A 16,937-nucleotide genomic window follows, 5' to 3' on the forward strand; every position below is an offset into this window, starting at 1 on the left:
CCCACGTCCTCCCAGCATCTGCTGGGCGTCCCTGCCCGCAGGCTTCCCGGCGGTGCTCCCCTGGCGGCTGTCCGTGTCCGGTTGGCCGGTCAGGGCAGGTTGTTGAACTCCCCGTTGGCCGCGCCGTCTTGAAACGCCTGCCACTCGTCCTGGGTGAAGATCAGGGGCGGGGCGTCCAGGTCCCCGCCGTGGCGCATCACGATGTACTCGCCGACGAACGCGATCTGGGGGCCTTCGGGCGCGTCCGCGGCGGCCAGCCACTGCGCCCCGGTGAGGTCGAGGTCGTGTGGCTTCGGCGGCCGGGGCTGGGTCGGTTCGTCGGGCACTGCTGGCCTCCGGTGCGAGGGCGGTCACGGGCGGGCCCGCTTCGGTGCGGGCATCCGCCAGTATCCCGTTTCGCAACGGGAAGGGGTTCTCCGGCTGGTTGAAGCGGTCGGCGGGGGCGCGGGTGTGCGTCACGGGGGTCTTCCAGGAGGGGCGGGCACGAGCGGGCTGGGTTCCGGTCGTACGGCGGGCGAGCGGTCGTCCGGGGTATCAGCCGAGGGCAGGGAAGGCATCGGCCAGGAACGTGCCGAGCCAGAACGCTGCGGTGGAGGGCTGGTCGAGGTCGGCGGTGGAGCCGTCGTGCGGGAGGAGTTCGGTGGGCGCGAGGTAGGCGTCGCCGGGTTCCAGGCGCAGCCGGATGCAGGTCGGGTCGCCGCCGGCGGCGACGTACTGGCGGAGGTCGTCGGTGTGGGGGCAGCGGGTGGTGTGGTCGTCGGGGTGGACGGCCCGGGTGATGTGCTGGGCGTCGTGGTGACCGAGGAGCAGGTAGCGGGGGCCGGGGCCGAGGTTGACGCACAGGCGGCGGCGGGAGAGGTGTCGTCGCGGGTACGGGAGGCGGTCGAAGTTGTCGAGGTGGACGCCGAGTTGACGGCCAACGAGGTGGTTGAGCGTGGTGGTGGCTTGGCCGGGCGGGCTGGTGACGGTTCCGAGGAAGTGGACCGGGCCGTCGGCGACGGCGGGCAGCAGGGTGGCGCCGGTGGGGGTGGCGAGGGACTGGTCCAGGTCGAAGGCGGGCGGCAGGGAGACAAGTTGGGTGAGGAGGTTCGCGGGGGTGCCGGGTGCGGCGGCCAGGTGGCGGACGGCGGCCGGGGTGAGGGGCGCCCACCGGCCGGTGGGCACCACGGCGCCGGGCTCGTAGGCCGGGTCGCGGTCCTCGGTCCGGAGCGTCCCCTGCTCGGCGCGGGCGGTCAGCGCAGCCAGGCCGGAGGGCGGGACGGCGATGGGCACGACAGGGCCTCCTTCTCAGGTCTGGTCGAGCGGTAGGACCGTGGCGTCGAGTTCGGTGAGCAGCGCGCGGATGAGCTGGTCGGGCTGGGCGGGGTCGAGCAGGACTCCAGTGAGGTTGGCGGTGCCGCTGATGGTGCTCAGGTCGTTGCCGCGCAGGTCGGTGTCGCGGTACTTGCCGCGGCCGAAGACGGTCTGGTCGAGCGTGCAGTCGCGGAAGACGGCGCCGGTCAGGTCGCAGCCGGTGAAGGTCGCCTCGGTGAGGACGCAGCGGTCGAAGACGACGGTGCCGCTCGCGCGGACGGTCTCGAAGGTGGCGTAGTCGAGGCGGCAGCCTTCGAAGAGGACGTCGGTGAGGGCGACACCGGTGATGGTGGCGCCCATGAGGCGGCTGGCGGCCCAGTGGGTCTGGGTGGCGCGGCTGCCGGACCAGGCCAGGGAGGAGATGGTGGTGGCGGTGATCTCCACCGAGGACAGGCGGACTCCTTCGAGGGTGGTGCGCTGGGCAGAGAGGTTGCGGATCCGGCCCGCCAGCAGGGCGGTGTCGATGAGGTCGAGGTCGCGCAGGTCGACGTCGGCGTAGAGGAAGTCGCGGACGCTGTCGCCGCCGAGGTGGCCGACCGGTTGCAGGTGCTGGTCGGTCGCGTCGAGGCCGGGCAGGGTGACGCGGGTGGTGCCGTAGGTGCGGGTCTTCACGGTGGTGCTCCGGGTTGGGTCGGGGGCCGGCCCGCGGCGGTGCGGGCCCGGCCGGGTGGTGCTGATCCTGGCAGGGGTGCGGGCGGCTAGCGGTTGTTCGGGAAGTCGCTCCAGGCCGGGCCGTTGTGCCAGTCGTTCCACGGGTTGACGGGGGTGTTGTCCCAGGAGGGCTGGTTGTTCCAGGGCGTGCCGGGGTTGTTCGTCCAGGTCGGCTGGTTGTCCCAGCCGGCGGCGGTCGTGGTGGGGGCGGCGCGCTGGAGGAGGTGGTCGAGTTCCGGGGAGTCGGCGGTGGTGAGGGTGGCGAGGGTGTTCACGCGGCGGTGTCCTTCCGGGTGGTGTTGGCGGCGGCGGTCACGAGGGCTTGTTCGGTGGCGCGGCAGTACGCGGTCTCGGTGGCGGTGAAGGTGCCGTGTTCGAAGTAGCGGTTGCCGGCCTGGGAGCCGCGGCAGAAGTCGTAGAACTCGCAGCCGGTCCGGCAGTTGTCCAGGCCGGTGAGGAACTCCTCCACGTAGCGCAGTCGGTGGGCGTCGGCGAGGATCGCGGCGAGCGGCTGCTGGAGGACGTTGCCGGCGCGGAAGTCGTCGTAGTCGGGCGCGGGGGTGTCGGCGAGTTCGGGGCTCAGCAGGACGACGTCGCCGCTCGCGGCGACGGTGGGTATCGGGTCGTGGCGGGCGTCCTCCCACTGCGGGCGGGTGCCGTCGCGGACCATGCGCAGGTAGGCGCCGAGTCGGTCGAGTTCGCGGACGGGCGGCGTGTCGGGACGGTTGTGGCTCCAGGCGAGGACCCGGGCCCAGAAGTCGATGCTGTCCGTGAGGTCGGGGACGGCCCGGCTGGTGTTGACGCCTTCGTGCTCCTCGATGTTCAGGCCGATGGAGCGGCAGCCCAGGGCGGCGAGGTAGTCGAGCAGCGCCTCGGGGGCGTGCAGGCTCTCGCGGCTGACTACGGAGATCACCGAGAACGGCAGGCCGTGCTCGCGCAGCGCGTTGATGCCGCGCAGGATCCGGTCGAACGCGGGCCGCCCGGTGCGGTCGACGCGGCGGGCGTTGAGGGCGCGCGGCCCGTCGATGCTGACGCCGACACGGACGCCGTGGGCGGCGAGCAGGTCGCACCAGCGGCGGTTGATCAGGGTGGCGTTGGTCTGGACGGCGTGCTGGACGCGGCCTTCGGCGCGCAGCGGCTCGAACGGCGCGAGGAGTTGAGCGAAGCGGGTTCGGCCGAGGGCGAGGGGTTCGCCCGCGTGCCAGATGATCCGCACCGGCGGGCCGCCCGCGGCGGTCAGCTCGGCAACCGAGCGGGCGACGGCCTCGGCGACCTGGAGGGGCATCGTGGTCTTCACCCCGCGCCCCGGCAGGTAGCAGTAGGAGCAGTCGAGGTTGCAGAAGGTTGTGGGCTGGAGGACGACCTGCCGGGGCCGGTCGGTGATCCAGCTCAGGTAGCGGGCCTTGGGGTCGGGCGTCGGCGGGCGGGCTGCCGAGGTCGTCGGTGCTGGTCGCATCTGGTGCCTCTCCGTGAAGTGGCGTTGCCTCGACGCTAGGAGGTACCGCTTCCCGGGGACCACGATCTTGCGAGTTCTTGCGCGCCTACCGGTGGCGGTCGATGGCGGAGGCGATCAGCGCCCGGGCCTCGGCGCCGAAGCGGGCCATGCGGGACAGCTCGGTGAAGACGCCCGCGTACATCTCCAGCTCGTGGCGCTGCGTCAGCCGCAGGTGTCCGCTGACCAGTTCGACGGAGGTCTGGGCGTCGTCGAACAGGTAGAAGTCCTCCGCCGGGGAGCGGGTGCGGCCGGTCGCCAGGGGGATCACGCCGAGGCTGACCTGCGGCAGGGTGCTCACCGTGATGAGGTGGCCGAGCTGCCCGTCCATCGCCTCCCCGTCGCACACCGCGCCGCGCAGCACCGACTCCTCGACCAGCAGTGCGAACGTCGCGCCGCTGGAGAAGACCATCCGCTGGCGGGCCATCCGAGCCTCCACCGCGGCGTCCACGTCGTCCGCGGTGCCGCGGGAGCGTTGGACGGCGCGCAGCACGGCCTCAGTGTAGGCGCGGGTCTGGACCATGCCGGGGATCGTCCGGGAGGCGTAGACGCGGAAGCGGCGGGTGCGGCGGTAGAGGTCGAGGACGGAGTCCTGGGCCTGGCGCAGCCCGCCGGCCTCCAGGCGGCGCCACTCGACGTACATCGACTCCACCGCGCGGGAGGCGGCGATCAGCTCCGGGACCTGCTCCTCGGCCTCGCATGCCCGGCACCAGGCCCGGATGTCCGCGTCCGACGGCGCGGCCTTCCCGGACTGCAGGCGGGAGGTCTTGGCCGGGTTCCAGCCGCACCGGGCCGACAGCTCGTCGCCGGTGATCCCGGCGTCCCGGCGAAGATCGCGCAGCCGCTCGGCCAGGGCTCTGCGGGCGGCGACGACGCTGGAGGACGGGGTGTAGGGCGGCATGGGGCTGTCGGTCCGGTGTGCTCGTGCTCCTGCTGGTCAGATCGTGTACTTGTCGTGCGGGACAGCCCGCTCCCACACCTGTTCGAAGGCGTCGGCGCACAGCCGGACGGCCGTCGGGTCCTCGGTGAGTTCGCCGCCGAGGGAGTCTCCGTCGCCGGAGAAGTGCCCCCAGCGCACCAGTTGGCCGTCGAACAGCCAGAAGTCGTTGCCTGGCAGGGGGATGGTGCTGGCGTTGCGCCGCGGCAGCCACCGCACCTGCTCCCCGGCCGCCACGTTGGGGAAGGTCACGTCGTACTCGTAGCGGATGTACTCGCTGACCGGCTCGGAGACGATCCGGGCCCGGCGGATCTCCACGCCGCGGCCGACGGTCTCGGCGATGACGTCCAGCCAGGGCCGCCACCACGACTTCCGGTCGGTGGGGTCGAGGCGGTGCCCGTCCCGCCAGGCGTGCAGCGCGGGGTCGTCCTGCATGTAGCCGTCGCGCATCTCCAGGTGGAGCGCCGAGTGGGTGGCGCTGCGCAGCAGTTCGTCAATCCTCGTCGTCGCGCTCGGCGACATCCAGTGCCTCCCTGATCGCCTGCGCGAGCCGCGCCGGCACGCGGACGACGGCCTCGTGGTCGGGGATGCGGCCGGTCGCCCGGCACTCGGCCTCCGTCTCCGCGTCGGCCTTCCACCCCTGGATCACCAGGTCCTTCGTCTCCTCGTCCACCCAGATCGTCGGCGAGTCGCCGTCCGGGCTGTTCGGGTCCTTCCCCATGAACGTTAGCCGCATCTGCTCCCCCTGTGATCGTCGGTTGCGAGATCTTGCGATGGCATCCCATGCTGCCCGCGACCGATCGCGTACAGCAGAGCGATTCGGGCCAACTCTGCTGCCATCCGCCCGGGTTGCCCCGCACTGCGGCGAGGACGAAGGACATCCCGGCCTTCCCCGGGGCGTCACCACGCCCCGGACGCGCAGGAGTTCCTGTTCCGTCACCGTCTGCCGCCGACCCGCGTGGCCGAGTGCCTGCGGGGTGGCCAGGGTGACGGTGTCAGTGGCCTGGGCTGCGCGGACATCAGCCGCCGCCACGGCGGCCACGTACGGTATGAGCCACCAGCTCCGCAGCATCGACGGCATCCGCAAGGAACTCGAACTGGGGGGCGCTGTGGCCATGTTCAGGTAATCAGGAGAGATACGTGACAGGCGCGACGAAGCGCGAGATTACCGACCAGCAGTGGGCGGACACCGCGCTGCTGTGGGACTACCAGCAGATGGGCCACGAGCTGCGGCCGTGCGACGTGGCGATCGGGCTGGGCTCCCACGACCTCGGGGTGGCGGCGGAGACCGCCGGGCTGTACCTGCGCGGCCTGGTGAAGCGGATCGTGTTCACCGGCGGCCCGAACCCGTCCCGGCCGGACCACTTCCCGCGCGGCGAGGCCGTGCATTTCGCCGAGCACGCCATCGGCCTCGGCGTGCCCGAGGACGCGGTGCTGATCGAGCCGAAGGCCCGCAACACCGGCCAGAACATCGAGTTCAGCCGGGCGGTGCTGGACGGCGCCGGGGTGGCGGTGTCGTCGGTGCTGCTGGTGTCGATGCCGTACATGGAGCGGCGGGCGTACGCGACGTGCCGCAAGGTGTGGCCGGAGGTGGAGGCGGTGTGCGCCTCCGCCCCGATGGACCTGCACGACTACGTGAAGACGATCGGCGACGAGAGCCTGGTGATCGACAGCCTGGTGGGCGACTTCCAACGGGCCATCGAGTACCCCCGACTGGGCTTTGCCGTCGCCCAGGACGTACCGGGAAGGGTGCACGATGCCTACCAGCGGCTCATCGACGCCGGCTTCACCAGCCGACTCCTATGACCGATCGCCCACCGGCGGGACCGGGGCGGTGGTGTGCGCGATCCACCAGCCGAACTTCCTGCCGCGGCTGGCCACGTTGGCGAAGATCGCGTCGGCGGACGTGTGTGTGGTGCTGGACGACGTCCAGCACACCCGTCGCGACTACCAGGACCGCGCCCGCCTCGGCACTCTCCACGGCGGCGGCACCACCCGGTGGCCGTCCCTGCCCACCCGACTCCCACACGACCGGGCCACCCTGATCCGGGACGCCCGCCTGGTCGACCCGGCACGCACCCGCCGGCGGGTCGAAGGGATCCTCCGCGAGCAGTACCGCACCTCCCCGTTCTGGCCCGAGTTCGCCGACCGGCTCTGCCCGCTGCTCGACCTGATCGGCGCCACCGACCGGACCGCCGAGATCACCCAGGCATCCACCCTGCTGCTCCGCGACCTGCTCGGCTGGAGAGGCCGGGTGGTGCGCAGCAGCGACTTGCCGGCCGGGGCCGGGCGGACCCAGCGGCTGGTGGACCTGTGCCGGGCGGTCGGCGCGAGCACCTACCTGTGCGGCACCGGCGGCAGCCGGTACATCGAGTCGGAGCGGTTCGTGGACGCCGGGCTCGGGTTGCGGCAGTTCGTCGTGCCGGAGGACGGGGTCTGGGCGGGCGCGCGGGTGCTCAGCGCGGTGCACGGGCTGATGGTGCACGGGCCGCGGGCCGTCGCGAAGTTCGACAACCGGTCGACGTGGGACAACTGGGACAAGCGCAGCAAGTAACAGCAGCACGTCGTGCCGGGCCCGCCGCCGCGCGGCCCGGCACCCCGGTACGAGAGAGAGCAGCACCATGAGTGAACGCACCTTCCGCCGCGTCACCCTCGCCCTCCCCGGGTTCGACGACGGCTACCTCTCCAACGTCACCTCCCTCGACAACCCGCGCGGCCTCCTCCAGGAGTTCCGCTACGCCGACGCCGACCTGCGGGCCCTGGAACTGGCCGATGCCACCCTGAGCAGCGGGCGCGTCTCCGGGTTGGGCGCCGAGCACGTGCGCATGGAGGAGGTGCGGGTGGAGTCCGTGGAGTTCATGGGCTGCGACTTGGGGGCCGTGCAGTGGAGTGACAGCAAGCTCTCCCGCACGGTCTTCCGCGACTGCAAGCTCCTCGGCGCGGCCCTGTCGGGCCTGGTGCTCGACAACGTCCTCTTCCAGGGCTGCAAGCTCGACTTCGCCACCTTCGCCAAGGTCCGGGCCGCGGGCCCGGTCGTCTTCTCCAAGTGCACGCTGACCGATGCCACGTTCACCGGCTGCGACCTCACCCGGGTCGTCCTCGACGAAACCGTGCTCCGCCGCACCGAGTTCGAGCACGGCTCCTACCGGGAGTTCGACCTCCGGGGCAACGACCTCTCCGAGATCCGCGGCGCCAGCAACCTCGCGAAGGTCATCATCGACCGGGGGCAGGAGGCCGAACTCGCCCGCGCCCTGGTCGCCGAGCTCGAAGCGGTCTTCGGTGACGACCTGGACGACCCGATCCCGGGCCGCCCGGCCCGAGCGGGCGAAGCGGGTAGGCCGCTCGGTCGGTGAAGCTCACAAGGGGTACCGCAGTCAGCGCCTTCATCCGGTGTTTCTGCAGCGTGGCTCACCGCGGTGGCTTCACGGCCGAACTCCGTGAAGCCAGAAAGAGAAGTTCCGAAAGTTTCGCTCTTTATATCGAATGAACTTGGACACTAGATCGGAGTTCTTGCCCAGTCAATGGGCACATGATGCCGAGGCCCACACGGAGGTCGGGCCGGTCGCGTCCCGGTCGACAGAAGTGCCCCATCATTGCGAGAGTCGGCGATTGGACTATTCCTGCTGTTCAAAGCCATGTCAGGTCTTCAGGCTGCAGGAGCGCAAAGGCCAGAGAGGGCCTGCGTCGGCAGGGCGCCACCCTTCCTGCCGGACCCGTCGGCCAGCGACAGTCCTTCACGCCAGGGCAAAAGTTTCAGTCTGATGTCCGGAAGTTTTCATTGACGGGTCGCTGCGGTCGCCGCATACTCTCCTCAGCCAAACCCTCACCCAACGTCGATTGCAGCACTCCGACGTGCGGGCGCCACCCCGGCGATCCCACCCTCCACCGCCCGGGAGACGCCATCGGGCCTGCCGCCTGCCCTCGGGACCGCCCCCACCGGCGGGCCGGCAAGCAGCCCCGCGCGGTCACAGCCGCGGGCACCCCCTACGCCGCGGCAGGGTTCAGCGACAGTCCGGCTGGCAGCCGGGCCTTTGCAGCGAAGGCAGTACCGCACCCCGCGGCCCCCCACCTGTCCTGATGGGAACCACCATGAACAGAGCCCTCCCTTCTGCCGGTACGACGGAGACCAGACCGCTGTGGCGCACCGCGCTGGCCACGGCCACCGCCGGTGCATGCCTCGCCCTGTACGGCGCGGCGCCCCAAGCCGCCGTCGCCGACACCCTCCAGGCCACCGTGCAGGCCGAGTCCATGGCCAAGAGCGGCGGCTGCACCTCCACGGACAGCACCCGGGCCGTCTACTACTGCAACAACGACAGCACCTCCACCTCGTACGCGTTCCCGCAGGCCGGGCGCTACAGCATCACCGTCGCCGGCGCCTCCAGCCAGAACAACACAGCAGGCATCAGCGTGTACGTCGGCTCGGCCAAGGTCGCGGCCCTCACCTTCACCGGCACCTCCTACACCCGCCAGAGCGCGGTCTTCGACATCGCCTCCGCCGGCTCCCAGGAGATCCGCCTCAAGCTGGAGACCGACAACGGGCAGAACGACACCTACGTCGACTACTTCGAACTGGCCTACCAGGGCCCCACCCCGGCCGCGCCCCCCGCCCCCGTCCCGCCGGACACGGGCGCCTACGCCAGCGGCACCTACCGCAACCTGTTCAAGGAGATGGACCCGACCATCACCGACGCGGCCGTCACCGCCAAGCTCACCACCTACTGGAACGCCTTCTTCACCGGCACCGACGACACCAAACGCCTCTACTACCCGGCCGGCACCAACGGCAACGGCGCGCTGGCGTACATCAAGGACACCGGCAACGGCGACGTGCGCTCCGAAGGCATGAGCTACGGCATGATGATCGCCGTCCAGATGAACAAGAAGGCCGAGTTCGACGCCCTGTGGAACTGGGCCAAGAGCAACATGCAGCACCAGAAGACCTCCCGCAGCGGCTACTTCTGCTGGCAGGCGTCCGAGAGCGGCTCCTGCATGGACGACAACCCCGCCACCGACGGCGAGGAGTACTTCGCCACAGCCCTGTTCTTCGCGGGCAACCGCTGGGGCAACGGCACCGGCATCTTCAACTACACCGCCGAGGCCAACGGCATCCTCAACACGATGCTCCACAAGCAGGACATAAACGGCGGCGTCGTCGACAGCGTCACCAACATGTTCGACACCAAGGCCAAACTGCCGGTCTTCGTCCCCTACGGCAACGCCGCCCAGTTCTCCGACCCCTCCTACGTCCTGCCCGCCTTCTACGAGCTGTGGTCCCGCTGGGCCGACGGCTACCAGGGCAACCAGGCGGCCGACCGCCAGTTCTGGCACGACGCTGCCACCGCCGGCCGCGCCTTCTTCACCAAGGCCACCAACGCCACCACCGGCCTGAACCCCGACTACGCCGAGTTCACCGGCGCCCCGAACAACACCGGCAACCACGGCGACTTCCGCTTCGACGCCTGGCGCACCGCCGTCAACTGGTCCGTCGACTACGCCTGGTGGGCCGCCGACCCGGCCCAGAAGACCCTCACCGACCGCCTCCAGGGCTTCTTCACCGCCCAGGGCGCCAACGCCTACGTCAACCAGTACTCCCTGAGCGGCACCTCCCTGTCCAGCGACCGCTCCCCGGGACTCATCGCCTCCAACGCCGCAGCCTCCCTCGCCGCCAGCAAGCAGCAGGCATGGCCCTTCGTCCAGGCGCTGTGGAACCTCCAGCCCCCCACCGGCCAGTACCGCTACTACGACGGCCTGCTGAACTTCATGGCCCTTCTCCACACCAGCGGCAACTTCCGTATCTACGGCCCCGGCACCGGCGGCACCGCGGACACCACCGCCCCCACCGCCCCTGGCGCGCTGACCGTCACCGCCACCACCGCCACCACCGCCACCCTCTCCTGGACGGCCTCCAGCGACGACACCGCCGTGGCCTCCTACACCGCCTACACCGGCACCGCCACCAACGGCGCACCCGGCTGCACCCAGGTCACCGCGACCAGTTGCACCATCACCGGCCTCTCCCCGCAGAGCACCTACACCTTCACCGTCAAGGCCCGCGACGCCGCCGGCAACATCAGCGCCGCCTCCAACAGCGCCACCGCCACCACCACGCCCGCCGGCTCCTCCACCGCCCCGGCCACGCCAGGCAACCTGACGGCCACCGCCTCCGCGGCAACCTCGATCGCCCTCGCCTGGAGCGACAACTCCACCAACGAGAGCGGCTTCGAGATCGAGCGCACCACCGGCACCGGCGGAACCTGGACCCGCATCGCCACCGCCGCCGCGAACACCACCACCTACACCGACACCGCCCTGACCGCTGGCACCACCTACGCCTACCGCGTCCGCGCGGTCAACGACACCGGCGCCTCCGGCTACACCAACCAGGCCACCGCCACCACCTCCACCGCCACCAACCGCAGCGCCTACCAGAGCATCGAAGCCGAGGCCGCGACCGCCACCGGGGTCACCACCCGCTCCGACGACGGCGGAACCGTCGTCCAGCTCACCGGCACCGGCAGCAGCCTGGCACTCGCCAACATCGACTTCGGCACCACCGGCGCGGCCAGCGTCTCCTTCCGCGTCTCCACCACCACCCCCGGCGTCAACCTCCAGGTCCGCGTCGGCAGCCCCACCGCCTCCCCCGCCTGCACGGTCTACCCCGACAGCAACGGCACCTGGCACACCAAGTCCAACACCTGCTACCCCAAGCCCACCGGCGTGCAGACGATCTACATCACCGCCACCGGCCCCGCCGCCATCAACTCCCTCGTCTTCAAGAACTGACACCACACGCACCGCCCACCGCGGAAGCAGCGACTCAATTCGCAACCGCGCCGTGTTTGCTGCCCCCGCCCCACCACAAGCCCGACCGTAAGATGCGGGCCGGTCCGATCAGGGGCCTGAGGCCCTGTACGGTGACCGGCGTATCTCCTATTCAAGGAAGACACCTTCGGTCCGAGTACACAGCCGTCCGCGTGGTCGGGGGCGAGCAGGCAGGCCATCACCGCAGTGAAGGCGGGAACGCCGACCGTCCGCGGCAAGGTGTCTTCGTGGTCAGCCTGCCGCGGGAGCGTCCGATGGCGTGGCCGCCCGGCTCGCCGGCCGGGGTCCCTCCTTGCGGGCCCCGGCCGCGTCCTGGTGCGCGCGGACGATAGCGGAGTCCACCGACCCCATCCAGTCGAGGTCCTCGTCGGCGTCCGCCCGGGCGAGGGTCGCGGCTTCGGCCCACGCCGGACGGACATCCTGGCGCCACTCCGGTAGACGAACCCGGCTGATGCCGGCCGAGGGCTGGAAGGTGGACCTGCCGCTGTGGGCGGACGTCGCCAACTGCAGCCCCTGCCACCCCGGAAACGACTCCCACTGACCGGTCACGGAGGGCGGGAGGGTGAAGTTCTCCCAAAGTCCTCCGACGGTACGCGGCGGGCGCGAAGATGGCGTGGGTGACGACCACCCCCCTGGACCTCTGGCACCACTACGGCCGCGCCCGCGCCAGCAGCGACCGCGCCGTTCCCCTGGCATTCTCCTGGGTCTGGGCCCAGGACACAGGGCCCGGGGCCGAGATCCTGGGCGACGTCACCGGCCTCGTCGTCGCCGACCTCGGCGCCGGAGCCGCCCGCCACGCCGCCCACCTCGTCACCCGGCACGCCCCGGCCCGGGTCGACGCCATCGACTCCTCCAGCACCCAGCACGCGCTGGCGCGCGACCTGTACGGCCACCTCTCACCGCGGCTGCGCACGGTGCACGCCGACACGGCCGAGCACCTGGACGGGCACCCCGGCTCGTACGACGTCCTCTACTCGGTGTTCGGGAGCCTGGACTTCAGCGAACCCCGCCGACTGCTCCCTGCCGCTGCCCGTGCCCTTCGGCCGGGCGGACTGCTGGTGGCTTCCACCCTGGGGCACTACCTCGGCGGGGCGGCTGCCGAGGTCGACGTCCAGCACGCCGAGATCCCGGCCCGCACCCCGGACGGCGACGCCACGACGATGCCCCGCTGGGTGCTCCAGGAGACCGTCTGGACGAAACTACTGAACGAAGCGGGCTTCACCCAGATCAGCATCGACCGCCTCCCGCCCGCCGCGTCGGGCCCGCGATCGGCCGACACCCTCATCCTCCGCGCCCACCGGCCTTCCTGAGCCGCTGGCATCGAAGTCCAGGCGACGGCTGCTGGGGGTCGATCGTCATGGAGGCCAAGGCCCGCTGCCCCGTCTCAACGAACTTTGACGAGTCTCAACGAAGTTTGACCACCGTTTGGTGGTCGTCAGAAAGACCGGAAGGTGCGGGCGGGATCGACTGGACGGTGTCGGCAGATTCTGCGAGGCCCGTACCGGCGGCCAGCAGATTCGCGTGGCTGGCGCGAAAGCCGACGGGCTCCCAGGGAAAAGTGTCCAAGTCAGCGAGCTGATCGACCAGCATTCCGCCGCGCTGACCGTCAGTTGAACAGTCCGTTGCCCAGCGCAGCGGAGCAGCTGTAGCGAGGTAACGGATGTGATGGCGAGGACTGGGCGGCCGGGGGCCAGCGAAGGCAGTCCCTCTGCTGGCCCCGGCTCAGTACGCACGCCGCATCGCCTGTTCGGACTCTGCGCGTCATGGGCGGCCGTAGCACTTCCGTACGTTGGCCACCCGCAAAACCGGGCGTGGTAGCCGTCAGGCGCGGTGCCTGTACCAGAGGTTCACGTACTGGACGCCGTTCGCGAAGGCACCCGGAGCGCAGTAGTAGTACTCCTGGGGATCCCGGGGGATGATGTGGTCGAGGCGGGCATTGCCCGCGTCCTTGCCCTGGGCGCACCCGTTCCAGTTGTCGGCGCTGTTGCCGCCGTTGTAGCTCCAGGCGAGGTCGTTGACGTAGGTGACCGCGGAAGCGGTGCCCGCGCTGGCCGCGAGCATCCCGGTGGTTGCGGCCGCCGAGAGGGCGAAAGCTGCGGATGCCCGCGCTATGCGATTCATGGAACTTGTCTCCTTGGGCTGTGCGGGGGTCATGGTCTCTCTCAGGCACCGATGCGGCCGCACGGAGTGCGGTTTGGGGCCCGAGTCTCCCCTCAAAGAAGATGGTAGACGCAACTTTGATCATGCAATGCCTGACCTGGCAGTAAATTTGATATTACATAAGGGAATTGACGGTCAATTCCGCGCATCTTGACGTAACGATGGACGGTAAAGCTGGCAGGCCGTCAACTCCGCGATACCGCGCACTCCCGGCTGCGGCAGGGGGCGGCGCGGTGAGACGGACGGCCGCCGGTCAAACTTCGATGAGACTCGTCAAACTTCAGTGAGACGGGTCACCCGCTGTGCGCCCGCTCCTCGTCCGGGCGCAAGCCGAACGCCCTGGTGCAGCGGGGGTGGGCAATGGGCCACTGAGTGGCGTCGTCGACGGTGCGCAGGGTGTTGATTCACTGCCTGAGAGATGTCGAGGATGCCGTGGTAGACGGATGCTGAGGCAGTAGGCCCGGAGTGCGGCGGCCGATGAGTGGGGGCTGGAAGCCTGCTACGCCGTCGCGAAGCAGTGGAACGAGTCGTCGGTCGTCGGCCAGGATGCCGGTCCCGTCGTGTGGCCACAACTCGGGATCAGCCACTGTGATCCCTAGGCACGCCGTCATCCTCGTGGTGCCATGCCAGGTCGGGTCTACAACGTCACCCGTCACCGCATCGACACACCACGCATGTTCCAGGGGGTGGCCGACGACTACAGCAAAACCTTCGGCGTACAGCAATGCTCCCTTGGAACGCAGCGCGGTGATGGCGGCGTTTCGGTAGCACTCGCCCAATCGCATCGGCCGCACTTCGTTCGGAAGCTGACGTGGAGTGAAGAACCGTCCCTCGGCCAACAACAGGTGGTATAGCGTTGGATGGCGCCAGCCTCGGCGGCCGGCTTGGTCGACGAGACCGCCCCTGGTGTAAACCTCGGCTGCTGCCTGGAGGTACGACAGTAGACCTCGCTCCACGGACGACAGATCAGCCATAGAGTGCACCCTCTCACTGGCCGGTGTCAGCCTGCCACCAGCGGCGGCACTCTACCGATCGGTGACTTCCCGTCCGGGCGCAGCCCGAAGGTTCGGGTGCAGCGGGGGTGGGCGATGGGCCACTGGGCGGCGTCCTCGACGGTGCGCAAGGTCCGGGCGGCCTTGTCGGGGTCGGGGTGGCTGGTCCATCCGCAGTCGGAGCCGTCGTGGACCTCGACGTGCTGGATGCCGTGTTCGCGGGCGACGGCGAGGGTGCCCGTGTTGTAGGCGACGGTGGTCCGGGCGAGGGTCGCGGCTTCGGCCCAGGCCCGGACGGGCATCCGCGCTCCGTTGCGGTAGACGATCCGGTCGAGGGGGTGCGCGGCGGCGAGTTCGGCGGCGCTGGTGGGGGTGAGGCGGCGGCGGGCGGCGGCCCGGGCGGCACGGTGGAACGCCGCGGCGGCACGTACGGCTTCCTGGATCCTCAGCGTCAGGTCGGTGTAGGTGTCGGCGGTGAGGGCGTTCAGGGTGGCCCGGTGGGCTGGGGTCCAGGTGAAGGGCCGGTTGATGCTGGCCGCGGCGGCGCGGGCGGCGGCTTCGTAGCGTTCGGGCACGGTGCGCAGCGCGAAGTCCCGGACGGCGCGGTCGGTGGCCTGGTGGAACGCCTTGACCTCGGAGGCGAAGGCGGCGAGCGCGGTGGCCACGGCGGCTCGGCGTCGGCGGGCGAGCGCGGCCAGGACGGCGGCCTGTGCGGCGGGGAGCCGGGTCCAGGCGCTGTCCAGGTCGTCGGTGGCCTGTTCGCTGGGCCGGGTGTCGGGGTGGGTCAGCGTCATCGGGTGCGGGAGGACGGTACGAGGACCGCGGTGTCGAGGACGGTCGCGGTGTCGTCGGCTTCCCCGTCGGCGGTCTCGTCGGGGCCCTGGGTGTCGTGGAGTGCGGCGAGTTGGCGTTCCAGGCCGGTGAGGTTGGCGGTGCGGTCCATGGTGACGACGCCGTCCACGACCAGGCGCAGCGGGTCGGCGAGGAGGGCTGCGCGGCGTTCGGTGAGGACTTCGAGGGCGACGGCGCGGGCGGTGCCGAGGCGCTGGTAGCGGTTGGTGAGGTCGTCGGTGTTGGTGGTGGTGCCGAGTTGGGCGTGCAGCCAGGCGAGGGCGGCGGGGTCCACGGGCGGGGTCCTGTCGGTGATGCGGCGGACCGGCACCCCGGGGTGGTCGGGGTGCCGGTCCTGGGCGGCTAGTCGGTGTCGGGGCGGGCCTTGCGGGTGCGGGCGGCGGGCTTGGCCGGCGGGGTGTCTCCGTCGGTGCTGGCCGGTGGGCTGTCCGGCTTCGGGTCGCCGGTGCCGGGGTCGTCGGGCTCGGGGTCGGGGTCGTCCTCGTCGTCGGCGGGGTGCCAGGCGCCGGGGTGGGTGATCAGCTCGGCCAGTTCCCGGGGCGGCACGTCGCCGGGAAGGAGGATGAGGTGGTCGCCGGTGTCGGGGTGGTCGAGATGGACGGCGAAGGCGAGTCGGCGCGGCATCACAGCACCTTCGCGACGATGTGGCAGTCCGGGGTGTGGAGGACCGGCATCGACACGGCGCCGCCCTTGGTCCAGATCTGGACGGGGTCGCTCTGGACGTCGCGGGTGATGATGATGCCGGGGGCGTCCTCGCGCAGGATCTCCGGGTTGGTGCCGCGGGAGAGGACCAGGGCCTCGGCGGTGACGCCGTACTGGGTCTGGCCCCACTTCGCGCGGTCCGGCGGGAGCATGATCCAGCGGTCGTCCGGCAGGACGCGGGTGGCCGCGCCGTCGACGTTGACCTGCGCCTTGTACAGGACGACGGGCGGCAGGCCGTAGTCGGCGCGCACCGCGTTGACCTCGGCCTCGTTGAGGGTGCGGGTGGGGGTGGTGGACGGGTTGACGGAGCGGTAGTAGGCGGCCCGGTAGGCGTTGTTGCGGGTGAGGGCGGTGAACGCCTTCTTGGAGGTGACGACGAGTTCGGGTTCGGGTGCGCCGAGGTCGTCGAGGTACTGCATCCAGCCGAGTTCGTCGGCGATCGGGTCCGAGGTGGGGTCCGACCAAGCCTTCGCGGCCACCGGCATGTTCCCGGCCGGGACGCCGAAGTCGACCTCGATGGTCAGGCCGTTCTCGTTGGTGAGGGAGAACTTGCCGTCCACCAGCACGTCGCCGGCGGCGAGTTCGAGGCGGGAGCGGATCGCCTCGACGTGCCGTTCGACGTCGTCGTACAGCAGCTCGATCAGGCGGTCCTGGTCGGCGCCGTGGGACTGCTCCAGCAGGATCTGCTGCTGTTCGCCGACGACGAGCTTCTGCCCCAGCGGCGGGAGCAGGCCCTCGCGGGTGGTCTCCCACGCGGTGCGGTCGGCCAGCGGCACGGAGCTGTCGTAGGCCCGGTAGGAGGCGGTGTTGACGCGGCGTCCGTTCTGCTTGAGGCGCCACTTCACGTCGCGGGTGACGAGGGTCGGGAAGACGAGGGAGGTGAGGAGGAAGTCCTTCGGGGTCGGGATCGACCGGGCGAAGGTGGTCAGGTCGTTGGCGCTGACGTCCTTGATCAGGTCCTGGAGGCTCATTCAGC

At 70.7% G+C, this 16,937-nt stretch carries 19 protein-coding genes; 5 read left to right on the forward strand and 14 right to left on the reverse strand.

The genetic code is table 11. The features are described from left to right. Window positions 1-89: 89 nt before the first annotated feature. The 8 genes from ABD345_RS01995 to ABD345_RS02030 form a co-directional block, all read right to left on the reverse strand. Entirely contained in the window at window positions 90-326 is a 237-nt protein-coding gene (locus ABD345_RS01995) for a DUF397 domain-containing protein (RefSeq protein WP_344549906.1), read from the reverse strand. 208 nt (window positions 327-534) lie between these two features. Then, the gene (locus ABD345_RS02000; RefSeq protein ID WP_344549907.1) at window positions 535-1,272 is read right to left on the reverse strand and encodes a hypothetical protein; all 738 of its coding nucleotides are present in this window, start codon (window positions 1,270-1,272) and stop codon (window positions 535-537) included. A 15-nt stretch (window positions 1,273-1,287) separates the two neighbouring features. Beyond that, a complete protein-coding gene (locus tag ABD345_RS02005; RefSeq protein WP_344549908.1) occupies window positions 1,288-1,965 on the reverse strand; it encodes a pentapeptide repeat-containing protein in 678 nt (225 codons plus the stop codon). Window positions 1,966-2,051: 86 nt separating this feature from the next. After that, window positions 2,052-2,279, reverse strand: a complete 228-nt coding sequence (locus ABD345_RS02010) for a hypothetical protein (protein ID WP_344549909.1) — start codon at window positions 2,277-2,279, stop codon at window positions 2,052-2,054. Continuing rightward, the gene (amcB, locus tag ABD345_RS02015) at window positions 2,276-3,460 is read right to left on the reverse strand and encodes a cyclophane-forming radical SAM peptide maturase AmcB (RefSeq protein ID WP_344549910.1); all 1,185 of its coding nucleotides are present in this window, start codon (window positions 3,458-3,460) and stop codon (window positions 2,276-2,278) included. The genes ABD345_RS02010 and amcB overlap by 4 nt, the downstream gene beginning before the upstream one ends. 85 nt (window positions 3,461-3,545) lie before the next feature. Next, a complete protein-coding gene (locus ABD345_RS02020; RefSeq protein WP_344549911.1) occupies window positions 3,546-4,397 on the reverse strand; it encodes a helix-turn-helix domain-containing protein in 852 nt (283 codons plus the stop codon). Window positions 4,398-4,433: 36 nt separating this feature from the next. Further along, window positions 4,434-4,955, reverse strand: coding sequence for a DUF6879 family protein (locus ABD345_RS02025; protein WP_344549912.1), 522 nt, complete (start codon window positions 4,953-4,955; stop codon window positions 4,434-4,436). Next, window positions 4,927-5,169, reverse strand: a complete 243-nt coding sequence (locus ABD345_RS02030) for a hypothetical protein (RefSeq protein WP_344549913.1) — start codon at window positions 5,167-5,169, stop codon at window positions 4,927-4,929. Before ABD345_RS02030 ends, ABD345_RS02025 begins: the two co-directional genes overlap by 29 nt. Before the next feature lie 404 nt (window positions 5,170-5,573). On the opposite strand from ABD345_RS02030, the gene ABD345_RS02035 reads away from it, so the two are divergent. The 5 genes from ABD345_RS02035 (at window position 5,574) to ABD345_RS02060 (ending at window position 12,565) form a co-directional block, all read left to right on the forward strand. Beyond that, entirely contained in the window at window positions 5,574-6,239 is a 666-nt protein-coding gene (locus tag ABD345_RS02035; protein ID WP_344549914.1) for a YdcF family protein, read from the forward strand. A 28-nt stretch (window positions 6,240-6,267) separates the two neighbouring features. Next, a complete protein-coding gene (locus tag ABD345_RS02040; RefSeq protein ID WP_344549915.1) occupies window positions 6,268-6,987 on the forward strand; it encodes a WbqC family protein in 720 nt (239 codons plus the stop codon). Between the two features lie 67 nt (window positions 6,988-7,054). Continuing rightward, a complete protein-coding gene (locus ABD345_RS02045) occupies window positions 7,055-7,786 on the forward strand; it encodes a pentapeptide repeat-containing protein (protein WP_344549916.1) in 732 nt (243 codons plus the stop codon). A gap of 736 nt (window positions 7,787-8,522) precedes the next feature. After that, on the forward strand, window positions 8,523-11,216 hold the full coding sequence (locus tag ABD345_RS02050) for a glycosyl hydrolase family 8 (RefSeq protein ID WP_344549917.1): 2,694 nt from the start codon (window positions 8,523-8,525) through the stop codon (window positions 11,214-11,216). Window positions 11,217-11,872: 656 nt separating this feature from the next. Further along, window positions 11,873-12,565: a class I SAM-dependent methyltransferase gene (locus ABD345_RS02060; protein ID WP_344549918.1), complete on the forward strand. Its 693-nt coding sequence runs from the start codon at window positions 11,873-11,875 to the stop codon at window positions 12,563-12,565. Window positions 12,566-12,659: 94 nt separating this feature from the next. On the opposite strand, the gene ABD345_RS02065 is transcribed toward ABD345_RS02060, so the two are convergent. From ABD345_RS02065 to ABD345_RS02090, 6 genes are all read right to left on the reverse strand, one after another. Then, complete coding sequence (locus ABD345_RS02065) at window positions 12,660-12,845, reverse strand: hypothetical protein (RefSeq protein ID WP_344549919.1); 186 nt, start codon at window positions 12,843-12,845, stop codon at window positions 12,660-12,662. Window positions 12,846-13,076: 231 nt separating this feature from the next. Continuing rightward, window positions 13,077-13,376 (reverse strand): hypothetical protein, encoded by a 300-nt coding sequence (locus ABD345_RS02070; RefSeq protein WP_344549920.1) that lies wholly within the window; start codon window positions 13,374-13,376, stop codon window positions 13,077-13,079. A gap of 1,039 nt (window positions 13,377-14,415) precedes the next feature. Beyond that, the gene (locus ABD345_RS02075; RefSeq protein WP_344549921.1) at window positions 14,416-15,201 is read right to left on the reverse strand and encodes a hypothetical protein; all 786 of its coding nucleotides are present in this window, start codon (window positions 15,199-15,201) and stop codon (window positions 14,416-14,418) included. Next, window positions 15,198-15,533, reverse strand: coding sequence for a hypothetical protein (locus ABD345_RS02080; RefSeq protein ID WP_344549922.1), 336 nt, complete (start codon window positions 15,531-15,533; stop codon window positions 15,198-15,200). Before ABD345_RS02080 ends, ABD345_RS02075 begins: the two co-directional genes overlap by 4 nt. Window positions 15,534-15,601: 68 nt before the next feature. Then, on the reverse strand, window positions 15,602-15,883 hold the full coding sequence (locus ABD345_RS02085) for a hypothetical protein (RefSeq protein ID WP_344549924.1): 282 nt from the start codon (window positions 15,881-15,883) through the stop codon (window positions 15,602-15,604). Next, entirely contained in the window at window positions 15,883-16,932 is a 1,050-nt protein-coding gene (locus tag ABD345_RS02090; protein WP_344549925.1) for a major capsid protein, read from the reverse strand. Before ABD345_RS02090 ends, ABD345_RS02085 begins: the two co-directional genes overlap by 1 nt. Window positions 16,933-16,937 lie beyond the last annotated feature (5 nt).

Origin of the sequence: Kitasatospora saccharophila, assembly GCF_039529925.1 — a bacterium.
GTDB classification, from domain to species: Bacteria; Actinomycetota; Actinomycetes; order Streptomycetales; family Streptomycetaceae; genus Kitasatospora; species Kitasatospora saccharophila.